At 65.7% G+C, this 19,001-nt stretch carries 22 protein-coding genes; 12 read left to right on the top strand and 10 right to left on the bottom strand.

Annotated features, from left to right (window positions below; genetic code table 11):
* Nucleotides 1–4 precede the first annotated feature (4 nt).
* The 4 genes from BB28_RS05870 (at nucleotide 5) to BB28_RS05855 (ending at nucleotide 2,972) form a co-directional block, all read left to right on the top strand.
* Complete coding sequence (locus BB28_RS05870) at nucleotides 5–208, top strand: ferredoxin (protein ID WP_046252813.1); 204 nt, start codon at nucleotides 5–7, stop codon at nucleotides 206–208.
* A gap of 11 nt (nucleotides 209–219) precedes the next feature.
* Nucleotides 220–765 (top strand): Cif family virulence factor, encoded by a 546-nt coding sequence (locus BB28_RS05865; RefSeq protein ID WP_046252812.1) that lies wholly within the window; start codon nucleotides 220–222, stop codon nucleotides 763–765.
* A 106-nt stretch (nucleotides 766–871) separates the two neighbouring features.
* Nucleotides 872–2,119: a cytochrome P450 gene (locus BB28_RS05860; protein ID WP_046252811.1), complete on the top strand. Its 1,248-nt coding sequence runs from the start codon at nucleotides 872–874 to the stop codon at nucleotides 2,117–2,119.
* A 7-nt stretch (nucleotides 2,120–2,126) separates the two neighbouring features.
* Nucleotides 2,127–2,972, top strand: a complete 846-nt coding sequence (locus tag BB28_RS05855; protein ID WP_046252810.1) for an SDR family NAD(P)-dependent oxidoreductase — start codon at nucleotides 2,127–2,129, stop codon at nucleotides 2,970–2,972.
* Here BB28_RS05855 and BB28_RS05850 read toward each other — a convergent pair whose 3' ends face one another.
* Nucleotides 2,973–3,755, bottom strand: a complete 783-nt coding sequence (locus tag BB28_RS05850; RefSeq protein WP_030094662.1) for a (2Z,6E)-farnesyl diphosphate synthase — start codon at nucleotides 3,753–3,755, stop codon at nucleotides 2,973–2,975.
* Nucleotides 3,756–3,856: 101 nt separating this feature from the next.
* Here BB28_RS05850 and trhA point away from each other — a divergent pair, with 101 nt between their 5' ends.
* A complete protein-coding gene (gene trhA, locus BB28_RS05845) occupies nucleotides 3,857–4,588 on the top strand; it encodes a PAQR family membrane homeostasis protein TrhA (RefSeq protein WP_046252809.1) in 732 nt (243 codons plus the stop codon).
* 16 nt (nucleotides 4,589–4,604) lie between these two features.
* Here trhA and BB28_RS05840 read toward each other — a convergent pair whose 3' ends face one another.
* From BB28_RS05840 to mca, 4 genes are read right to left on the bottom strand one after another with little or no spacing between them, the layout of a single operon-like run.
* Nucleotides 4,605–4,979, bottom strand: a complete 375-nt coding sequence (locus BB28_RS05840) for a nuclear transport factor 2 family protein (protein ID WP_030094660.1) — start codon at nucleotides 4,977–4,979, stop codon at nucleotides 4,605–4,607.
* A gap of 10 nt (nucleotides 4,980–4,989) precedes the next feature.
* Nucleotides 4,990–6,966, bottom strand: a complete 1,977-nt coding sequence (locus BB28_RS05835; protein ID WP_075874226.1) for a thioredoxin domain-containing protein — start codon at nucleotides 6,964–6,966, stop codon at nucleotides 4,990–4,992.
* The gene (locus tag BB28_RS05830) at nucleotides 6,956–7,243 is read right to left on the bottom strand and encodes a hypothetical protein (protein ID WP_046252808.1); all 288 of its coding nucleotides are present in this window, start codon (nucleotides 7,241–7,243) and stop codon (nucleotides 6,956–6,958) included. Before BB28_RS05830 ends, BB28_RS05835 begins: the two co-directional genes overlap by 11 nt.
* Nucleotides 7,240–8,109 (bottom strand): mycothiol conjugate amidase Mca, encoded by an 870-nt coding sequence (gene mca / locus BB28_RS05825; RefSeq protein ID WP_046252807.1) that lies wholly within the window; start codon nucleotides 8,107–8,109, stop codon nucleotides 7,240–7,242. The genes BB28_RS05830 and mca overlap by 4 nt, the downstream gene beginning before the upstream one ends.
* Nucleotides 8,110–8,195: 86 nt before the next feature.
* Here mca and BB28_RS05820 point away from each other — a divergent pair, with 86 nt between their 5' ends.
* Together BB28_RS05820 and greA are read left to right on the top strand one after the other, a co-directional pair.
* A complete protein-coding gene (locus BB28_RS05820) occupies nucleotides 8,196–8,615 on the top strand; it encodes a DUF4307 domain-containing protein (protein WP_030094656.1) in 420 nt (139 codons plus the stop codon).
* Between the two features lie 265 nt (nucleotides 8,616–8,880).
* Nucleotides 8,881–9,375 (top strand): transcription elongation factor GreA, encoded by a 495-nt coding sequence (gene greA, locus BB28_RS05815; protein WP_046252806.1) that lies wholly within the window; start codon nucleotides 8,881–8,883, stop codon nucleotides 9,373–9,375.
* A 93-nt stretch (nucleotides 9,376–9,468) separates the two neighbouring features.
* On the opposite strand, the gene ilvA is transcribed toward greA, so the two are convergent.
* Nucleotides 9,469–10,617: a threonine ammonia-lyase gene (gene ilvA / locus BB28_RS05810; protein ID WP_234801018.1), complete on the bottom strand. Its 1,149-nt coding sequence runs from the start codon at nucleotides 10,615–10,617 to the stop codon at nucleotides 9,469–9,471.
* On the opposite strand from ilvA, the gene BB28_RS25495 reads away from it, so the two are divergent.
* Both BB28_RS25495 and BB28_RS05805 read left to right on the top strand, forming a co-directional pair.
* Entirely contained in the window at nucleotides 10,579–10,794 is a 216-nt protein-coding gene (locus BB28_RS25495; protein ID WP_225422000.1) for a hypothetical protein, read from the top strand. The two genes, ilvA and BB28_RS25495, sit on opposite strands and share 39 nt — an antisense overlap.
* Nucleotides 10,755–11,426, top strand: coding sequence for a GOLPH3/VPS74 family protein (locus BB28_RS05805; protein WP_030094652.1), 672 nt, complete (start codon nucleotides 10,755–10,757; stop codon nucleotides 11,424–11,426). The genes BB28_RS25495 and BB28_RS05805 overlap by 40 nt, the downstream gene beginning before the upstream one ends.
* 11 nt (nucleotides 11,427–11,437) lie before the next feature.
* On the opposite strand, the gene BB28_RS05800 is transcribed toward BB28_RS05805, so the two are convergent.
* The 4 genes from BB28_RS05800 to BB28_RS05785 all read right to left on the bottom strand — a co-directional run bounded on the left by BB28_RS05800 (nucleotide 11,438) and on the right by BB28_RS05785 (nucleotide 15,884).
* The gene (locus BB28_RS05800; RefSeq protein ID WP_046252805.1) at nucleotides 11,438–12,610 is read right to left on the bottom strand and encodes a cystathionine gamma-synthase; all 1,173 of its coding nucleotides are present in this window, start codon (nucleotides 12,608–12,610) and stop codon (nucleotides 11,438–11,440) included.
* Nucleotides 12,611–12,673: 63 nt separating this feature from the next.
* Nucleotides 12,674–13,246 carry an RDD family protein gene (locus BB28_RS05795; protein WP_046252804.1) on the bottom strand — a complete coding sequence of 191 codons (573 nt, stop codon included), beginning with the start codon at nucleotides 13,244–13,246 and terminating at the stop codon, nucleotides 12,674–12,676.
* 106 nt (nucleotides 13,247–13,352) lie between these two features.
* The gene (locus tag BB28_RS05790) at nucleotides 13,353–14,750 is read right to left on the bottom strand and encodes a cystathionine beta-synthase (protein WP_046252803.1); all 1,398 of its coding nucleotides are present in this window, start codon (nucleotides 14,748–14,750) and stop codon (nucleotides 13,353–13,355) included.
* A 57-nt stretch (nucleotides 14,751–14,807) separates the two neighbouring features.
* Entirely contained in the window at nucleotides 14,808–15,884 is a 1,077-nt protein-coding gene (locus BB28_RS05785; protein ID WP_046252802.1) for an alpha/beta hydrolase, read from the bottom strand.
* Nucleotides 15,885–16,074: 190 nt separating this feature from the next.
* On the opposite strand from BB28_RS05785, the gene BB28_RS05780 reads away from it, so the two are divergent.
* The 3 genes from BB28_RS05780 (at nucleotide 16,075) to BB28_RS05770 (ending at nucleotide 18,932) form a co-directional block, all read left to right on the top strand.
* Nucleotides 16,075–17,067, top strand: a complete 993-nt coding sequence (locus tag BB28_RS05780) for an SGNH/GDSL hydrolase family protein (RefSeq protein ID WP_046252801.1) — start codon at nucleotides 16,075–16,077, stop codon at nucleotides 17,065–17,067.
* Between the two features lie 38 nt (nucleotides 17,068–17,105).
* Nucleotides 17,106–17,573: a hypothetical protein gene (locus tag BB28_RS05775; RefSeq protein WP_052740116.1), complete on the top strand. Its 468-nt coding sequence runs from the start codon at nucleotides 17,106–17,108 to the stop codon at nucleotides 17,571–17,573.
* A gap of 141 nt (nucleotides 17,574–17,714) precedes the next feature.
* Nucleotides 17,715–18,932, top strand: a complete 1,218-nt coding sequence (locus tag BB28_RS05770) for an acetyl-CoA C-acetyltransferase (RefSeq protein ID WP_046252800.1) — start codon at nucleotides 17,715–17,717, stop codon at nucleotides 18,930–18,932.
* Nucleotides 18,933–19,001 lie beyond the last annotated feature (69 nt).

Here is a 19,001-nt window from a genome sequence, read left to right as displayed (position 1 = left end):
GGAAATGCCTTTCAGGATCGAGGTGGACAGGGACCTGTGTCAGGGGCACGCGATGTGCGAACTGGAGGCTCCCGATTACTTCCGCGTCCCCAAGCGCGGCACCGTGGAGATCCTGAATCACGAACCGCCCGAGGACGCCCGCGACGAGATCGAACGCGCTGTCGAGGAATGCCCGGCCCGAGCTTTGTTCATCACAGAGAAGAATTAGGAGCGTCAACGATGCCGCAATTCCCCCGCCAAGAACTCGACGATGTCGTCGCGGACTGGCTACAGGCCAATCTGGATGCCGAGAAGGCCGGCGACTGGAAACCCCTGGCTCGCTTCTACACCGACGACGCCACCTACGGCTGGAACATCGGCCCCAAGGAAGACGTGATGTGCGTCGGCATCGACGAGATACGGGATATCGCCCTCGGCCAGGAGATGGAGGGCCTGGACGGGTGGACGTATCCGTATCAGAAGGTGATCGTCGACGACAAGCAGGGCGAGGTCATCGGATTCTGGAAGCAGATCGCCACGGACTCCGACGGCGGTGAGTCCGAGATCTATGGCATCGGGGGCAGCTGGTTCCGGTATGCCGGTAATGGCCAATGGAATTGGCAACGTGACTTCTTCGATTTCGGCCACGTGTCCGCCCTGTACATGGACCTCATCAAGGCGGGCAAGCTCAGCGAGGGCATGCAGAAGCGCATTCAGCGCGGCCTGTCGGGCGAGAAGGTGCCGGGCTACTACCCACTCGGCAAGACCCCGGTCCCCCTCTGGTGAACGGCGGGCTTCCCCACCCACCGCGCCGAGTGTCGAGTTTCTGCGAAGAAGCGCGGGTAGCGGGCGCAAGAAGTCGACACTCGGCCCGATACGGAGGTGTATGGCAATGAAAAGCAGCGCGGAGCTTGGTCTTCCGGAAGGATTCGATTTCACCGATCCTGGGCTGTACGGGGAACGGATGCCACATGCGGAGTTCGCGACCCTGCGCCGGGAGGCACCCGTCTGGTGGAACCCGCAGCCGCGCACGGTGGGCGGATTCGCCGACGACGGGTATTGGGTGATTTCCAAACATCGTGACGTGCGGCAGGTTTCACTACACACAGACATCTTCTCGTCGGGCCGCAAGGGCGCCATCCCCCGTCTCGAGGACCACATCAGCCCCGAGGAGTTCCAGGCCACGCTGTCTGTCCTCATCAACAAGGACGCTCCCGAACACACCCAGCTCCGCGGGCTGGTGTCGCGCATGTTCACCCCACGCTCGATCGCGGCTTTGCGCATCACCCTGGAGGAGCGGGCGGAACGCATCGTACGGGCCGCCATCGAGGGTGGACACGGCGAATTCGTGCGCGAGGTGGCCAGTGAGTTACCCATGCAGGCCATCGCCGAATTGATCGGCGTCCCAGAGGAAGACCGCGTCAAGCTCTTCGAATGGAGCAACCAGATGACGGGATACGACGAGGCCGATGTCGAGATCGATCCCCGTATCGGTGCCGCCCAGATCCTCGGATACTCCTATCAGCTCGCCGAACAACGCCGGGACTGTCCGGGCAATGATGTGGTTTCCCGCCTGCTGACCGGGACGGTGGACGGCGAGCAGCTCACCCCCGAGCAGTTCGGGTTCTTCGTGGTGATGCTGTCGGTTGCGGGCAACGAAACCACCCGTAACGCAACCACCATGGGCATGATGGCTTTCCTGGAACACCCCGATCAGTGGGAACTGTTCAAACGGGACAGGCCTGCCTGTGCCGTCGACGAGATCGTCCGATACACCTCCCCGCTGATCTCGCAACAGCGCACCGCGTTGCAGGACACCACGATCGGTGGAGTTCCCATCAAGGCCGGTGAGCGAGTGGTCATGCTCTACCCGTCGGCCAACTTCGACGAGGAGGTGTTCGAAAACCCGCACAGCTTCGACATCACCCGTGATCCCAATCCGCATCTGGGCTTCGGCGGCACGGGAGCCCACTACTGCCTCGGCGCCAACCTGGCCAAGGTTGAGCTGGAGATCATCTTCAACAAGATCGCCGATCGAATGCCTGACATCTCGCGGATCGGGGACGCTCCGCGGTTTCATTCGGGCTGGATCAACGGCATCAAGAAGTTCGACACAGCCTACTGCCCGGTCGCGCACTGATGTCCTGATGGCCAATTGTGTTGTCGTCGGCGGTAGCCGCGGAATCGGCCGGGCGGTGGCCCGGCTCCTGGGTGAACTCGGCGCGAATGTGGTTGTCAACGGCCGATATTCCGACGCCGTCGAGGAGACGGTCGCCGCGATCACGTCAGCCGGGGGCGCAGCGGTCGCTTTCGTGGGGTCGCCCGATAACGAACAGACGGCCACGGATCTGATCGACACCTGCCGCACCGAGTTCGGCGGCCTCGACGCGTTGATCAACTGCGCGGGCATACCGGAGCCGGCCGGGTCGTCCATCCTGACCATCACCCCCGAGGACTTCCACCGGCTGATCGACGCGCATCTGGGCACGGTGTTCCACACCTGCCGCGTCGCCGCGCCGCTCATGGCCGCCCAGCGGCACGGAGCCATCGTCAATACCGGATCGACTGCCGCCCTGGGCATCTACGGCGGCACCGGATATCCGGCGGGCAAAGCGGCCGTCCATGGACTCACCCTGGCCATCGCCGCCGAGCTCAAGCAAAGCGGTGTGCGCGCCAATGTGATCTGCCCGGGTGCACGCACCCGGCTCTCGGAGGGCGGGGAGTACATCGCCCACCTGCGGGATCTGTATGCCCGCGGACTGCTCGACGAGATGACCCTGCAGGCATCGCTCGAACCCGCACCGCCGGAATGCGTGGCACCGCTGTACGCCTACCTCGCCGGGGATCTCTCCGCCCGCATCACCGGCCAGATATTCATCGCGGCAGGCGGTTTCATCGGACGCTTCAAACGACAGGTCCCGACGCCGCTGGGATACCGCGAGGCCCCGGTATGGACCGTCGGCGAGATCGACGAGCTGATGGGCCGCCGTTAACTACTGGCCGAACCGCCGGTTTCTCGCGGCGTAGTCACGCAGCGCGCGCAGGAAATCCACCCGCCGGAACTCGGGCCAGTAGGCGTCGGTGAACCACATCTCGGAGTACGCGCTCTGCCAAAGCAGGAATCCCGACAACCGCTGCTCTCCTGATGTCCGGATCACCAGATCCGGGTCCGGCTGTCCCGAGGTGTACAGGTTCTCCGAGATGGCGTCGACGGTCACCGCCTGCACCAACTGCTCGGCGGTGGCGCCGTTGGCCAGCTCCTTGTTCAGCAGGGTGCGCACCGCATCGGTGATCTCCTGCCTGCCCCCGTAGCCGACCGCCACATTCACATGGAAGGCCGCATCCGCGGGCGCCGATTTCACGGCCTGACGCATCCGCTCAGCCACCTCGTCGGGCAGCAGATCGAGATCTCCCACACTGCGCACGCTCCACTTGTTCTGCGGGGCACACAGCTCTTCGACGACATCGGTGATGATCTCCAACAGCTCGCCGAGCTGATCGGGATCACGGGTGAGGTTCTCGGCCGACAACAGGTACACGGTGGCCATCTCGACGCCCGCGTCCTGGCACCAGCCGAGCATCTCGCCGATCTTGCGGGCGCCCATCCGGTATCCGTGGCTGACGTCGGTGTACCCCGCCGACCGGGCCCAGCGGCGGTTTCCGTCGCACAGGACGGCGATGTGCCGTGGTTTCGCCGACTTGGCCAGCTCCTGGCGGAGCCGCATTTCGTAGAGCTTGTACAGCGGTTCCTTGAGTGTCGGCGGGATGATCTCCACGTATCCAGCCTAGCGAGCCCGCCGCACGCCGGAGCAGCAGATATCGATCTGCACACAACATTCACAAACTGGGTTTGGGTACGGAAGGGATACTGTGACGCATGCAGACCGATGAGTCTCCTGCACCCGAAGCGCCGACCTCCGAGCTCTCGCTCCCGATGGCAGCGCTTGTCGGCGGTATCGAGACCCTGCCGATCAAACCCAAGGCACGCGGCTGGATCCATTTCTATGCCTGCGTGATCGCCATCGTCACGGGAATCGTGCTGGTCTCGGTCGCCTGGTCGGTGCGCTCACCGCAAGCCGGACTGGCCACCGCCATCTACAGCCTGACGGTGCTGGGCGTCTTCGGGGTGAGCGCCGCCTATCACCGGGTGAACTGGAAATCCCAGACCACCCGCACCTGGATGAAGCGGCTCGATCACTCGATGATCTTCGTCTTCATCGCGGGCAGCTACACACCCTTTGCCATGCTCGCGATGCCGCCCTCGGAAGGCAACCTGGTGCTCGCCATCGTGTGGGGTGGCGCGCTCGCCGGTGTGATTTTGAAGATGTGCTGGCCGACGGCTCCGCGGTGGGTGGGAGTGCCGCTGTACCTGCTGCTCGGTTGGGTGGCGGTCGGCTTCTTCCCCACGCTGCTGAATGGCGCCGGGGTGCCCGCGGTGGTGCTGCTGATCGTCGGCGGCGCCCTGTACAGCATCGGCGCGATCCTGTACGCCGCGAAATGGCCCAACCCGTGGCCGCTGCACTTCGGCCACCACGAGTTCTTCCACGCGGCGACGGTCATCGCCGCGACATGCCACTACATCGCGGTCTGGTTCGCCGTCTTCTCGTAGCGGCTCCCCGGGAGGGTTAGAGCTGCTTGATGTCGTCCTGGGTCCAGAAGGCCCGCATCGAGCTGATCTTGCCCTCGTCGTTGAAGGTCATCACGTCGATCGGTGCGATGACCATGCCACCGTTCTCGTGCTTGATGGTCAGCTCGAAGTGGAACGCGGCCTCGTTGTTCGTGGCCCGCACCAGCTTGAGGTCGCCATGACGGTCCAGCGGCTCGATGGCGGCGTAGAAGCCCTGGATCGCCTCACGGCCCTTGAGCACATCGGCGCCCAGCGGATCCTCGACGGTCGCATCATCGGCGTAGAGGTCGGCGATCTGCGCCGCGGTGCCGGTGGTGAGCAGATCGCAATAGCTCTGGACGACAGCGAGAACTTGTTCGCGGGTAACGGTCATGCCCCGGACGCTACCTACCCAACGCGGCGTCTAATTGTTGGGTCCCGGTGACCGGGAGATCGCAGACGGTACCCCGGCACACGTAAGCGGCTTCGACATCGCCCACCGGCCCCCTATCGCGTAGCAGCTCGCTCGAATCCTTGACCCCGCCAACCACAATCGCGCCCCCAGGCGCCGAGAGCCGGGCCTGCCGCAGCAGTGGTGAGTTCTCCGGGTCGCAGGCCACCGCCACCTGGATCGGGCCCCGGACCGCGGCTTCGGCCACCGCCAGCCAATGACCGGCCGATCGCGGGGCACGCGCCAGCGCCATGGACGCCGCCGACAACGAGGCGTGCGCGGCTTCCCGGTAACGCGAGTCCTCCAGGAGGTAACCGCCGGTGAGCAGCGCCTCGGTCACCGAGGACGCCCCTGATGGGGTCGCGCCGTCCAGGGGATCGCTGGGCCGCAGCACCAGCTGCTCGGCATCGTCGGCGATGTCGAACCATGCACCGGGCGATTCCGGATCGGCGAAATGATCGAGCGCGGTGTCGAGCAGCGCGGTAGCGGCCTCCCGCCAACGCCATTGACCGGTCACCTGATACAGCGACAGCAGGCCTGTTGCGAGGGTGCCGTAGTCCTCCAGCACACCGTCCCCGTCGGAGACCTGCCCACCCAGACTCGCACGGCGCAAACGCCCCTCGCGCAGATGCAGCTCCAGCAGCCTGGCGGCGCAACCCGCGGCCGCATCCAACAGATCGTCGCGATCCAGGGCGATCGAGGCTTCGACGAGCGCGGTGATGGTCAGCCCGTTCCAGGCGGTGACGGCCTTGTCGTCACGGCCCGGCTGCACTCGCTGCAACCTCGCCGCCAGTAAGGCTGTGCGCACGTTCTGCCACCGGTCAACGTCATCGGGATCCTGCAGAAGCTGCAGCACCGAGCTGCCGTGCTCGAAGGTGCCCGCCGCCGTCACCTCGAAAAGCGTTGCCGCCCAATCGCCGTCCTCTGCACCCAACACCTCGGCGAGTTGTTCGGGCGTCCACACATAGGTGGAACCCTCGGAGCCGGCGGCGTCGGCGTCCAGCGATGAGACGAACAGGTCGCCCACCCGTAGCTCGTGCAGCAGGAAATCGGCCGTCTCGGAGGCGATGCGCCGCGCCAGGGCATCGCCGGTGCGGCGAGCCCAGTGCGCGTAGACCCGCAGCAGCAGCGCGTTGTCGTACAGCATCTTCTCGAAGTGCGGCACCACCCAGGCCGCGTCCACGCTGTACCGCGCAAAGCCGCCGGCCAGTTGGTCGTAGATACCGCCACGCGCCATCGCTGTGGCGGTGCGTGCCACCACCCCGAGCACCGCCGCGTCTGCCGTGCGTTCGTATCCGCGCAGCAACGCCTCCAGCAGAGCCGATGGCGGAAACTTCGGCGCCCCGCCGAATCCTCCGAAGCGCATGTCTTCCGCGGGCAGAATCGCCGCGATCGCGGTATCGCACAGCGCGACATCCACACCGGGCCCGGCGGGCAGGCGGCCCGACATCGCCTGCAGCTGGCCGGTGATGCTGGAGGCCGCCTCTTCCACCTCGTCGCGGCGCTGCTCCCAGGTCTCACGAACCGCCGAAAGTAACTGCAGAAAACCCTGTTTCGGGTAGTACGTGCCGGTATAGAAGGGCCGCCCGTCCGGGGTGAGGAAACACGTCATCGGCCAGCCGCCCTGACCGTTCATCGCGACGGTGGCGTTCATGTAGACGGCGTCCAAATCGGGACGCTCCTCGCGGTCAACCTTGATGTTGACGAAACCGGCGTTCATGACGGCAGCCACCTCGTCGTCCTCGAAGGACTCGTGGGCCATCACATGACACCAATGGCAGGCTGCGTACCCGATCGACAACAGGATGGGCACATCGCGAGACTGCGCTTCCTGCAATGCCTCTGGCGTCCACTGCTGCCAGTGCACAGGATTGTCGACGTGCTGGCGCAGGTATGGGCTGGTCGCCTCGCCGAGCCGGTTAACGGTCATCGCCCCGCTGATCGGCGGAGCCCGAAGGCTTTTCGGGTTCATCGGCGGCTCCGACCGTGCCGTCGTCGACGGCCTGATCAGGCTCGGGATGCTCGGGATCAAACGTCTCCGGCAGCTTGCGCAGATGCGCGTTCATCGACCGAATCAGGAAGAAGGTGCCCACCAGCAGCAGCACCACCACCGTCAATCCGAACGGACCCGCCTTACCGAAATCTGGCCCGATGTTGGTCGGGCTCTTCTCGTCGGCGAGCACCAGCACAGCATCCATCAACATCATTTGGCCTCAACTCCTGCGAACAAGTCGTCCTCGGGGGTGCTCGTTGGCACGCGTGATTTCGCGAGCTCGAAATCCTCGGTGGGCCACAGCCGACGCTCGAACTCACGCGGGACCGCGAAAAAGCTACTGTCCGGCGGAATTTGAGACGCATGCGCGCGTAGCGCGGCATCCCTGGCGTCGAAGAAGTCGGCGCAGGGCACCCGAGTGGTCACCCGGCGATCCAAGACGTCGTCATCGGCCGGCCAGCGCTCAAGCCATTCGTCGAACGGCCCCTTGTATCCGTGCTTCTTGCACTCGTCGTTGAGTAACTGCATGCGGGCCCGCATGAATCCATGGTTGTAGTAGATCTTGCTGACGGTCCACGGCTCGCCGGCCTCGGGGAACTGCTCCGGGTCCGCAGCGGCCTCGAAGGCGGCCATCGACACCTCGTGGCACCGGATGTGATCCGGGTGCGGGTAGCCGCCATTCTCGTCGTAGGTCGTCATGACATGTGGCCGGAACTCCCGGATCACCGCGACCAGCTTGGCGATCGGCTCCTCGATGGGCACCAATGCAAACGAATCCGAGGGCAGCGGGGGCAGCGGGTCGCCCTGCGGAAGGCCCGAGTCGACATACCCCAGCCAGCGGTGTTGCACACCCAGCTCGGCCGCCGCCTTGGCCATCTCCTCGCGACGGATGGTTCCGATGTTCGCGGCCACCTCGGGGCGGTCCATCGCCGGGTTGAGGATGTCGCCGCGCTCGCCGCCCGTCAGCGTCACCACGATGACGTCGTTGCCCTCGGCCGCGTACCGCGCCGTGGTCGCGGCACCCTTGCTGGCCTCGTCATCGGGGTGGGCGTGCACCGCCATCAATCGCCATCCGGTCACCCGTGCGCCCGCCTCTTTCTGTCAGCCGTCACTGCTCTCGCGCCCCCATCGTTTCATCCCGGGTATACCCGTCATACCGTTGACCCGTGCAGCGACCAGAGGACCGTTACGGCACCAAGCCCGCCAAGCCCAACCGCGGCCGCTGGATCGCGGTCGGGCTGACCGCGTTGGTGATCGTGGCCGGAGTCGCGATCGCCGCGATCGGATATGCCCGATTGGGCCCCGGAGACGTCAAGGGCGAACTTTCCGCCTACAAGCTCGTGGACTCGTCCACGGTATCGGTCACGGCCTCGGTGGAACGGAAAGATCCGTCGCGGCCGGCGGTCTGCATCTTGCGGGCACGGTCCATCGACGGGAACGAGACCGGACGACGCGAGGTGCTGGTGCCGCCGTCGTCACAGCGATCGGTGCCGGTCACAGCCCTAGTGAAGACCACTCATCCTCCGGTGACCGGAGACGTCTACGGCTGCAGTCTTGCGGTTCCGCCGTATCTGGTCGCATCCTGACGCCGATTTCCTGACGATCGGCGTCATCGGACCACGCTGGGGGCCGACAGACACACGTCGGCAACGTTCACATCGGGCAAACCTCGTCCAAAAATAGGCTGAACATCACAGCGACAGTGGTATGCTGGGCGGATACACGGATCCCTGCTGGGACCGTGTATTGCTGCATTTTGGACAGTCAAACCCGCAGCAATGCACCCGACCCGGCACCCGATAGATGAGCGCCAGTGGACGTTGCTGGCCTGAGACAAGGAGTACCTGCACCATGACCGACACCCAGGTGACCTGGCTGACCCAGGAGTCACATGATCGGCTCAAGGCGGAACTCGACCAACTGATCGCCAACCGCCCCGTCATCGCCGCCGAGATCAACGAGCGCCGCGAAGAGGGAGACCTGCGCGAGAACGGCGGCTACCACGCCGCACGCGAAGAGCAGGGCCAGCAGGAAGCGCGCATCCGTCAGCTGCAAGAGCTGCTCAACAACGCCAAGGTCGGTGAGGTCCCGACGCAGTCCGGTATCGCGCTGCCCGGTTCGGTCGTCAAGGTCTACTACGACGGAGACAAGGACGACACCGAGACCTTCCTCATCGCCACCCGCCAGGAGGGCGTCAAGGACGGCAAGCTCGAGGTGTACTCCCCCAGCTCACCGCTGGGTGGTGCACTCATCGACGCCAAGGTCGGCGAGACCCGCACCTACACCGTGCCCAATGGCGCCGAGGTCAAGGTGACGCTCGTCAGCGCCGAGCCCTACCACGACTGATTCTTTCCCCTAGTTCGTCGAGCGAGCGCGAGCCTCACGCGGAAATCTGACCCGAAATCCGCGTGAGGCTCGCGCTCGTTGTGGACTTAGCGGCTACCGCTCTTCCTCGACGGTCAGCCCGGCCGCGACGATGGCGTCGAGAACGGCCTGACGGTGTTCTGGGCCCCTGGTTTCGACGGTCGCCAGCACATCCACCTCACCGAGACGCAGACGCTCGCTATTACGCCAGTGGGTCACGTCGACGACGCTGGCCCCTGACCCCCGGAACACGTCGAGAAGACCCGACAGACCACCCGGCGCGTCCGCGACGGTCACACGCACCGTCAGATAACGTCCGGCCGCCCGCAGACCGTGGGTGATGACGTGGGTGAGCAGCAGCGGATCGATGTTTCCGCCCGAGAGCACCGCGCATACCGGGCCGCGCAGGTCCAGCTCCTCGGCGGACAACGTGAGCAGTGCCGCCACCGCGGCCGCGCCGGCCGGCTCCACCACCAGCTTGGCCCGCTCCAGGCACAGCAGCAGCCCGCGTGAGAGCGCCTCCTCACTGACCGTGACCACGTCGTCGACCAGCGCGGCCACATGCTCGAACGGCACCGCCCCTGGCTTGCCTACCGCGATGCCGTCCGCCATGGTCTCCATGGATTCCAGCGCCACCGGATGCCCGGCTTGCAGCGACACCGGCCAGGCGGCCGCACCCGCGGCCTGTACCGCGATGATCCGCACCTCGGGCCGGGCCGCTTTGACCACCGCGGCGATACCCGCGACCAGCCCGCCGCCGCCCGCGGGCACCACGATGGTGCCCACATCCGGAAGCTGCTCCAGAATCTCCAGCCCAACGGTGGCCTGCCCGGCCACGACGTCCCGATGGTCGAAGGGGTGGATGAGTACCGCACCGGTCTCCGCCGCGAACTCCGTCGCGGCCAACAGCGCCTCGTCGATGGTCGTGCCGGTGAGGTGCACCGTGGCGCCGTAGGCGCGGGTGGCGACGATCTTGGGCAGCGCGGCCCCTACCGGCATGAACACCGTGGACGGGATGCCAAGCGTGGTCGCGGCCCAGGCCACACCCTGGGCGTGGTTACCCGCGCTGGCGGCCACCACACCGTTCACCCGCTGGTCGTCGGGCAGCAGGCTGATCCGGTTGTAGGCGCCACGCGGTTTGAAAGATCCTGTGCGTTGCAGGTTTTCGCATTTGAGCCGTACCTCGTGACCGCAGCGTTCACTGAGCGCCCGAAAAGCCACCACCGGTGTGCGCCGCATCACAGGAGCGAGACGCTCAGCCACCTCCTGGATCTCCTGGACCGTCACCAACCCTGTTGCTCCCGCTGCCTGGATGCCCATGCCACGCATCATGTCACCAGTTCTGCCGCTATTGTCCCCTCATGCCACAGATTGCGGAGGACCTCCTGCTTCTGTTGCTGAACAATGCCTCCGGACGGCCGCTGCTGGACAAGGATCGGCGTACGCAGGCGCTCGCCGCCGCGATCATTCTGGATCTTGCTCTGGCACAACGCGTCCGGCCGGCCACCCACGGTGAACCGGGGAAGGCCGGCGATCTGCTGGTGCTACAGGCGCCCGATATCGGGGATCCCGTGCTCGACAGGGCGGTGCACCGGCTGCGACGACGGCCGATGAGCCCGACCGAGGCGATCACCAAGGTTGGTCGCGGCGTCAACTCCCAGATGCTGCACAGGCTGGAGATCACCGGGGATATCCACACGGTTCGCATGGGCAGCCGGCTCTTCCCGGAGAAGTACTGGCCGGTGACCAACAACGAGCGTGCGAACGCGGTGCGACAGGGCGTCACGGATGTGTTGTTCCACTATGCCCCGCCCGCTCCCAGCACGGCCGCGATCATCGCAGTACTGCACGGGGTCAACGGATTCGACGCGATACTGAGCCTGGATCCCGTCGGCAAGCAGCAGGTGTCCCGGTGGTCGCAGACCATCGCCGACGGCGGCTGGGCGGCCCAGGTTCGTGACAATCGCGGCCCGGCGGTCAATCTCGCCGTGACCGGCGCGGTGATCTCCGCGGCCCTGCACTCGATGAACTAGACGCGACGCGCCTAGCGCAAGGCTTGTTCGAGATCTCCGATCAAGTCGCCGACCTCTTCGATACCCACGGACAACCGCACCAAGTCCTCGGGTACCTCCAGCAGCGATCCGGCGGTCGACGCGTGCGTCATCGCGCCCGGATGCTCGATCAGCGACTCCACGCCGCCCAAGGATTCAGCGAGAATGAAAAGCTCTGTTCGCGAGCACAAATCGAGCGCGGCCTGACGTCCTCCGGCGAGGCGCACGCTGATCATGCCGCCGAATCCGCGCATCTGCTTGGCCGCCACCGCATGTCCGGGATGACGGTCCAGGCCCGGGTAGATGGTGTTGGCGACCGCGGGGTGCCCCGCCAAGAACTCGGCGACCGTCTGAGCATTCTCACTGTGCCGCTGCATGCGCAACGCCAATGTCTTGATACCCCGATAGGTGAGGTAGGCATCGAACGGGCCCGGTACAGCGCCCGACCCGTTCTGCAGGAAGGCGAACGCGGTATCCAATTCCTCGTCGTTGGTGAGCAGGGCGCCGCCCACCACATCGGAGTGTCCGCCAATGTATTTGGTGGTGGAATGCAACGCGATATCGGCACCCAGATTCAGCGGCTGCTGCAGCGCGGGCGATGCGAAGGTGTTGTCCACCAAGAGCTTCACGGAATACTCGGCAGCCACCTGGGCCACGGCCGCGATATCGGCGATGCTCAGCAGCGGATTGGTGGGTGTCTCCAGCCAGATCAGCTTGGTCTGGGGGGTGATGGCGGTGCGAATGGCGTCGACATCGGCCACCGGAACAGGTGTGTGGCTAATTCCCCACTGCGAGAACACCTTGTCGATCAGCCGGAAGGTGCCGCCATAGGCGTCGTTGGGGATGATCAGGTGATCGCCGGGGCGCAACAACGCGCGCAGCACGCAGTCGGTGGCCGCCATACCCGATGCGAACGCCCTGCCGAAGTGGGCGTCCTCCAATGCGGCCAGCGAGGCTTCAAGAACCGCTCGAGTGGGGTTGCCGGTACGCGCGTACTCGAATCCACCGCGCAGCTGGCCGACGCCATCCTGGGCGAAGGTCGAGCTGGCATAGATCGGCACGTTGACCGCACCGGTCTGCGGATCGGCATGGAAACCGCCATGGATGGCCCGTGTGGAAAACCCTTGCCACCGAGACGCGTCGGCGGCGCTGCGCTGCTCACTCATCGGGTCCGAGCCTATACGGACCGCGTGACGTGAGACAGCCCAACGCCGCCGAACGGGTTACTTCTACTTGGGAACGACTACGGTCTTCACTAGCATGTCGGCGATCGTCTGCCGTTTGGCCGTGAACAACGGCAGCAGGAAGCCGATGTAACAGATGACCGCGTCCAAGAAGTGCGCGATCTGACGGACGACGGACATGCCGAATCCGATCGGCTGGCCGGTCGCCTCACCCAGTACCCGGATACCGAGCAGGCCCTTGCCGATGCTCGATCCGGTGGTGCCCTGCTTCAGGCCCCAGTTCCACACCGCGAACGCGATCGCCGCGAGGGTGAACAGAATGTAGGCGGCCCAGCCCACGCCGGTGTACTCCGGCTGGCAGCTGATGTAGCTCATTCCGCCGGTCATGGGGTCGCCGTAGGAGTCGCTGATGCAATCAGCGGTCGTAGCGGTTCCGCCCGCGATTCCGCCGCCGATACCGCTCAGCAGAGCCACCGGAATGACGTCGATGATGTAGGCACCGACACGCCGGAGCCAGATTTCGAAATTGCCGCCCGGTAGACCTGGTGCACCGGCTGCCGGCGGAGGCGGCGGGTAACCGCCCGGATCCTGCGGCAAGGGTGGTGGAACTTCAGTCACGGTTGTCCTCCAGTTCGTATGGCACGCATGAGCGTCGAGCAACAGAGGACATTACGCTTTCAGCGTTTCCACAGGTTGGCTTCTGCGAAACGATTTGGGACCAAATTCAGTGCCGCACGCCTCTACCGGAGGATACGAATCCGAGCAGGTCATGGCGGGTAATGACACCGACGGGCTTGCCCTCGTCGATAACCATCACCGCGTCGGTGTCGCGCAACATGGACCCCGCGGTGCTCAGCGGTTCGCCGGCACCCACCAGTGGCAACGGCGGACTCATGTGCTGGGACACGGCATCGGCCAGTTGCGCCCGGCCCTCGAATACCGCTGACAGCAGCTCCCTTTCGGACACCGACCCGGCGACCTCGCCGGCCATGACGGGCGGCTCGGCGCCGACGACAGGCATCTGCGACACCCCGTACTCACGCAAGATCTCGATGGCATCGCGCACCGTCTCCGACGGGTGGGTGTGCACCAAATCCGGTAGCGCACCGGACTTTCCACGCAACACATCGCCGACGGTGGGCTCGGACTTGCTGCCGTCGAGGCGGCTGCGCAGGAAGCCGTAGGAGGACATCCAGGAGTCGTTGAACACCTTGGACAGGTACCCGCGGCCACCGTCCGGCAACAGCACCACGATCACGGCGTCGGGTCCGGCCTTCTCGGCCAGTCGAATTGCCGCCACCACGGCCATGCCGCAGGATCCGCCGACCAGCAACCCTTCTTCGCGCGCGAGCCGTCGTGTCATCTCGAACGAGTCGGCGTCGGATACCGCGATGACCTCATCGACCACGCTCGGGTCGTAGGCGGTGGGCCAAAAGTCCTCTCCCACACCCTCGACGAGGTACGGGCGGCCCGTCCCTCCGGAGTACACGGACCCCTCCGGATCCGCACCGACGACCTTCACCGCGCCTCCCGAGACCTCCTTGAGGTATCGGCCCGCACCGGTAATGGTCCCTCCGGTTCCCACTCCGGCGACGAAATGGGTGATCTTGCCGTCGGTGTCGGCCCAGATCTCCGGTCCGGTGGTCTCGTAGTGGCTGGCCGGTCCGTTCGGATTGGAGTATTGGTCGGGCTTCCAGGCGCCCTCGATCTCACGCACCAGACGGTCCGAAACGTTGTAGTAGCTGTCCGGGTGCTCCGGTGGTACGGCCGTGGGGCACACCACGACCTCGGCCCCGTAGGCCCGCAACACATTCCGCTTGTCTTCGCTGACCTTGTCGGGGCACACGAACACGCAGTGATAGCCCTTGCGCTGGGCCACCAGTGCCAGTCCGACGCCGGTGTTGCCCGATGTGGGTTCGACGATGGTGCCACCGGGCTTGAGCAGGCCCGCTTCCTCGGCCGCCTCGATCATCTTGACGGCGATGCGGTCCTTGGAGCTACCGCCGGGATTCAGGTACTCGATCTTGGCCGCCACAACCGCGCCACCCGCGGGCACCACCGAGTTGAGCTGGACAAGGGGGGTGTTACCGATCAGATCGGAGACATGCTGGGCAATGCGCATACCGGTAACGCTATTAGACCGGCGGCCGGCCCGCGCACAGGGGAGCTGACGGAGCGATCAAACCGCCGCGGGTGCGACGAACTCGGCCGAGGAAGTCTCGGGCACGGCGTCGCGGATGTACTGGCCGATCTGCGCCAGGGACCTCTTGGCCTCGGGCACGACCTTGGTCGCCACCTGGAAGACGTGCATCTGACCGGGCCAGACCTTGATCTCCACCGGCACACCCTGCTCGGCGAGGCGCTGCCCCAGCAGGCGCGCGTCGTACAACAGCACCTCCGAGCCGGAGCAATGCACCAGAGTCTGCGGCATCCGGCCGTCGACCTTGTCGATGATCTCCTGGGGCGGAACGCCACCTCCGGCCTTGGTAAGGATCTTCTGCAGCGCCTCAAAACAGTTGGGCGGCAGCATGACATCGGTCTTGGCGTTCTCATGCGCGACCTTGGGCGCCGGATCCAGCTCGATCAGTGGCGAGATGAGGGCCAGCGCGGCCGGGACCTCACCGTCCTCTGCGAGCAGCCGCTGGGCCACCGCCACCGAGAGAAAACCGCCGGCAGAATCGCCCGCGAATACGATCTGTTCCGGCGCGTAGCCCTGCCCGCGCAGCCAGCGGTACCCGTCCAGGCAGTCGTCGACCGCCTGGTCCAGGGAGGCCTTGGGCGGCATCCGGTAGTCGACCAGCAGACACGGTGCGTCCGCGTGCTGGGAGATGGTGGACACCAAGGCGCTGTGGGTGTTTGGACCGCCCACGATGAAGGCGCCGCCGTGCAGGTACAAGACCACGCGTCCGGTGCCGTCCACCGGACCGACACCCTGGGCGCGAATCAACCGCGCATTGGTGTTCGGCAGCGTCACCGTCGCCTTGACCGTGCCGCGCGGGGGAACCAGGAAGCGGCCCAGCTCTTCGAGCAGCCCAAACGGGTACGGGAGCGTAGGGGCGTGGCTGCCGATCTGCAGCACCGTGCGCACCGTCATTCGGACACCGAATCCGAGGACTCGTGCGGCCAGACTGGCCGCGTCCTCGATCACTTCGGCTGCGGCGCCATCGCTCATCGGAAAGGCGCGTACCAGCGTGTTCAGGGAAGATCCCATCGACCCTGCAGGCCCGTATTCGGGGGCGCGCTTCGGTGCGGTCATCTGTTCAGGCTCCTTTGCCTAGCCAGTGTCCTGTGACGCTTCAGACTGCTAGCTGCCAGCTAGCGTCCGATGGACTATACCTATCAACAGGCAACGAACCGCTTTCGATACCGCATCGTCCACGCCTCATTTCGCGTGATGCTGGTCAGAGGACTGGCGCGGTGTGTCGCCTTCCGTGAAAATAGCCACCGTGAGCATCCTCGCCACACGCAGACGGACGATCTGGGCAGCCCTGAGCACCGGGGCCGCGGGCGCGGCGATGGGTACCGGGCTCTGGGGGGCGTACAGCTTCCTGAACGCGCAGGCCAGGCAGGTTCGCCTGGTGATCCCGAAGACTCACGACGCTCCCCCGGTTGCGGACGGCATTTACGTACAGGGCGGCGGCCCGGTGACCAGGTACAGCCGGGGCGTGGAATTCGACCTGCACCTGGCGATTTTCGGAGACTCCACCGCCACCGGATACGGCTGCCACGTCCCCGACGAGGTACCGGGAGTGCTGCTGGCCCGCGGTTTGGCCGAAGAGTCCGGGAAGCGAATCCGGCTGTCCACCAAGGCGATATCGGGCGCAACGTCCAAGGGGCTGGCCGCCCAGATCGACGCCATGTCGATCATCGGCCCGCCGCCGGATCTCGCCGTGATCATGATCGGCGCGAACGACGTGACCTCGCTCAACGCGGTGCGCGCCTCCGCGCAGCGACTGGGCGACGCGATCCGGCGACTGCGCACGGCCGGCTCGGCCGTGGTGGTGGGCACCTGCCCCGATTTCGGGGTGATCACCGCCATACCGCAGCCGTTGCGCGCGGTGGTGCGCTCTCGCGGGCTACGCCTGGCCCATTTCCAGGCGGCAGCGGTGCGAGCCTCCGGCGGGGTGCCGGTTCCGCTTGCCGATCTGCTGTCACCGGAGTTTCTGCAGGCACCGGAAGAGATGTTCGCCGACGACCACTACCACCCCTCGGCAGCCGGATATGCACTGGCAGCACGCCTACTGCTACCGGCTGTCGCGCACGCCCTCGGCGAGTGGACGGGCGGCCCCATCCCCGATTTGCCCTGGGTGTCCGCTGCCGCGGAATCGCAGACCATGAGTGCCCGGATACGCGTTCTGGGACGGATCTGGCGGCGCAGCGCCGCGGAGCTCGGGGTGGCGGTCAACCAGCATTCCGAACCGGAAGCGGTAAACGTCTGACGTTGACGGTAGACCGATCGGTATACTAGCTTCGAATCATGGGAACTCATGTCGGCGACAATCGTCGTACTGGCTGGCGACTCGGCGATATCTACTCACCGCTGGTGCCGTTTGTGCTGCGCACCACCGGCCTCGTCTTCGTGGCGTTCTTCCTGATCACAGTGCCCGTGGCCAACACATCACTGGCGAACGAGCACCACTCGACGATCGGGAAACTGGGCGCCTGGGGCGCGGGTGGCGGATTCGAGTACGTGGTCATGATCGCGGCGCTCAACATCGGGCTTGGAATCTGTCTAGCCGTGGCGGCGGGCGATCCCGTCAAGTACCGCGCGGCCGTCGATGTGTTCCTCGTGTGCGAGTCATTGCACATGCTGTCGATGGCGATCATGGCTCTCGCGCCGACGCATCACATGCATCTGATCGGCGATGTGCCGCTGGGCATCGGCGGCGTTGCCCTGGTCGCGCTCGTCTGGCTACCGGTGCGTGCTCAGGCATATGCCCGCTAGCACAGCCATGCGCGTCGCCCGACGCATGTCATCGGCCGCATACCTGCCTACCGCCCGGGCCGACGACCTGCCCGCCGTGTCCCTGCATTAGATTCCAGGGGAGTAGAACCAGTACTAATTCCCCTATATTCAGGAGTTTTCATGCCCGAAGCCGTGATCGTTTCCCTCGCTCGCTCCCCGATCGGGCGCGCAGGCAAGGGCTCGTTGGTGAGCATGCGGCCGGATGACCTGGCCGCGCAGATGGTGCGCGCCGCGCTCGACAAGGTGCCCGCACTGGATCCCAAGGACATCGACGACCTGATGCTGGGCTGCGGTCAGCCCGGTGGCGAGGCCGGTTTCAACATCGGTCGCGCCGTAGCGGTGCAGTTGGGCTACGACTTCCTGCCCGGTACCACGGTCAACCGCTACTGCTCGTCCTCGCTGCAGACCACCCGTATGGCATTGCATGCCATCAAGGCCGGTGAAGGCCACGCCTTCATTTCTGCTGGCGTGGAGACGGTTTCACGTTTCCCGAAGGGCACCTCCGACGGCTGGCCGGACAGCCACAACCCGCTGTACGCCGATGCCGAGGCTCGCACCGCCACTGCCGCGCAGGGTGCCACCGAATGGCATGACCCGCGTAACGACAGCCTGACCCCCGATGTCTACATCGCGATGGGCCAGACCGCCGAGAACGTGGCGCTGCACACCGGCATCAGCCGCGAGGACCAGGACCACTGGGGCGTGCGCAGCCAGAACCGGGCCGAAAAGGCCATCGCCGACGGCTTTTTCGAGCGTGAGATCACCCCGGTGACCCTGGCCGACGGCACCGTGGTGTCCAAGGACGACGGCCCGCGTGCCGGCACCACCTACGAGGCGATCAGCCAGCTGAAGCCGGTCTTCCGCCCCAACGGCACCATCACCGCCGGTAACGCCTGCCCGCTCAACGACGGCGCGGCCGCGCTGGTCATCCTGAGCGACACGCGCGCCAAGGAGCTGGGCCTGACCCCGCTGGCTCGCGTCGTGTCCACCGGTGTGTCCGGCCTGTCCCCGGAGATCATGGGCCTGGGCCCGATCGAGGCCACCAAGCGTGCACTGGCGAACGCCGGCAAGACGATTGGCGATATCGACCTGTTCGAGATCAACGAGGCGTTCGCGGTGCAGGTGCTGGGCTCGGCTCGTGAGCTCGGTATCGACGAGGACAAGCTCAACGTCTCCGGCGGTGCCATCGCCCTGGGACACCCCTTCGGTATGACCGGTGCGCGCATCACCGCCACCCTGCTCAACAACCTGACCACCTACGACAAGACCTTCGGTGTCGAGACCATGTGTGTCGGCGGCGGCCAGGGTATGGCGATGGTCATCGAGCGCCTCGCCTAGTTCGTTCACACCGAGACCGAGGTTGTGGTGGGTTCGTCTCAGACATTCCCGCCACAACCTCGGTCTCGT

Source organism: Mycobacteroides chelonae CCUG 47445 (assembly GCF_001632805.1).
In the GTDB taxonomy this organism is placed as follows: domain Bacteria; phylum Actinomycetota; class Actinomycetes; order Mycobacteriales; family Mycobacteriaceae; genus Mycobacterium; species Mycobacterium chelonae.
This window is presented reverse-complemented; position numbering and strand designations above follow the sequence as displayed.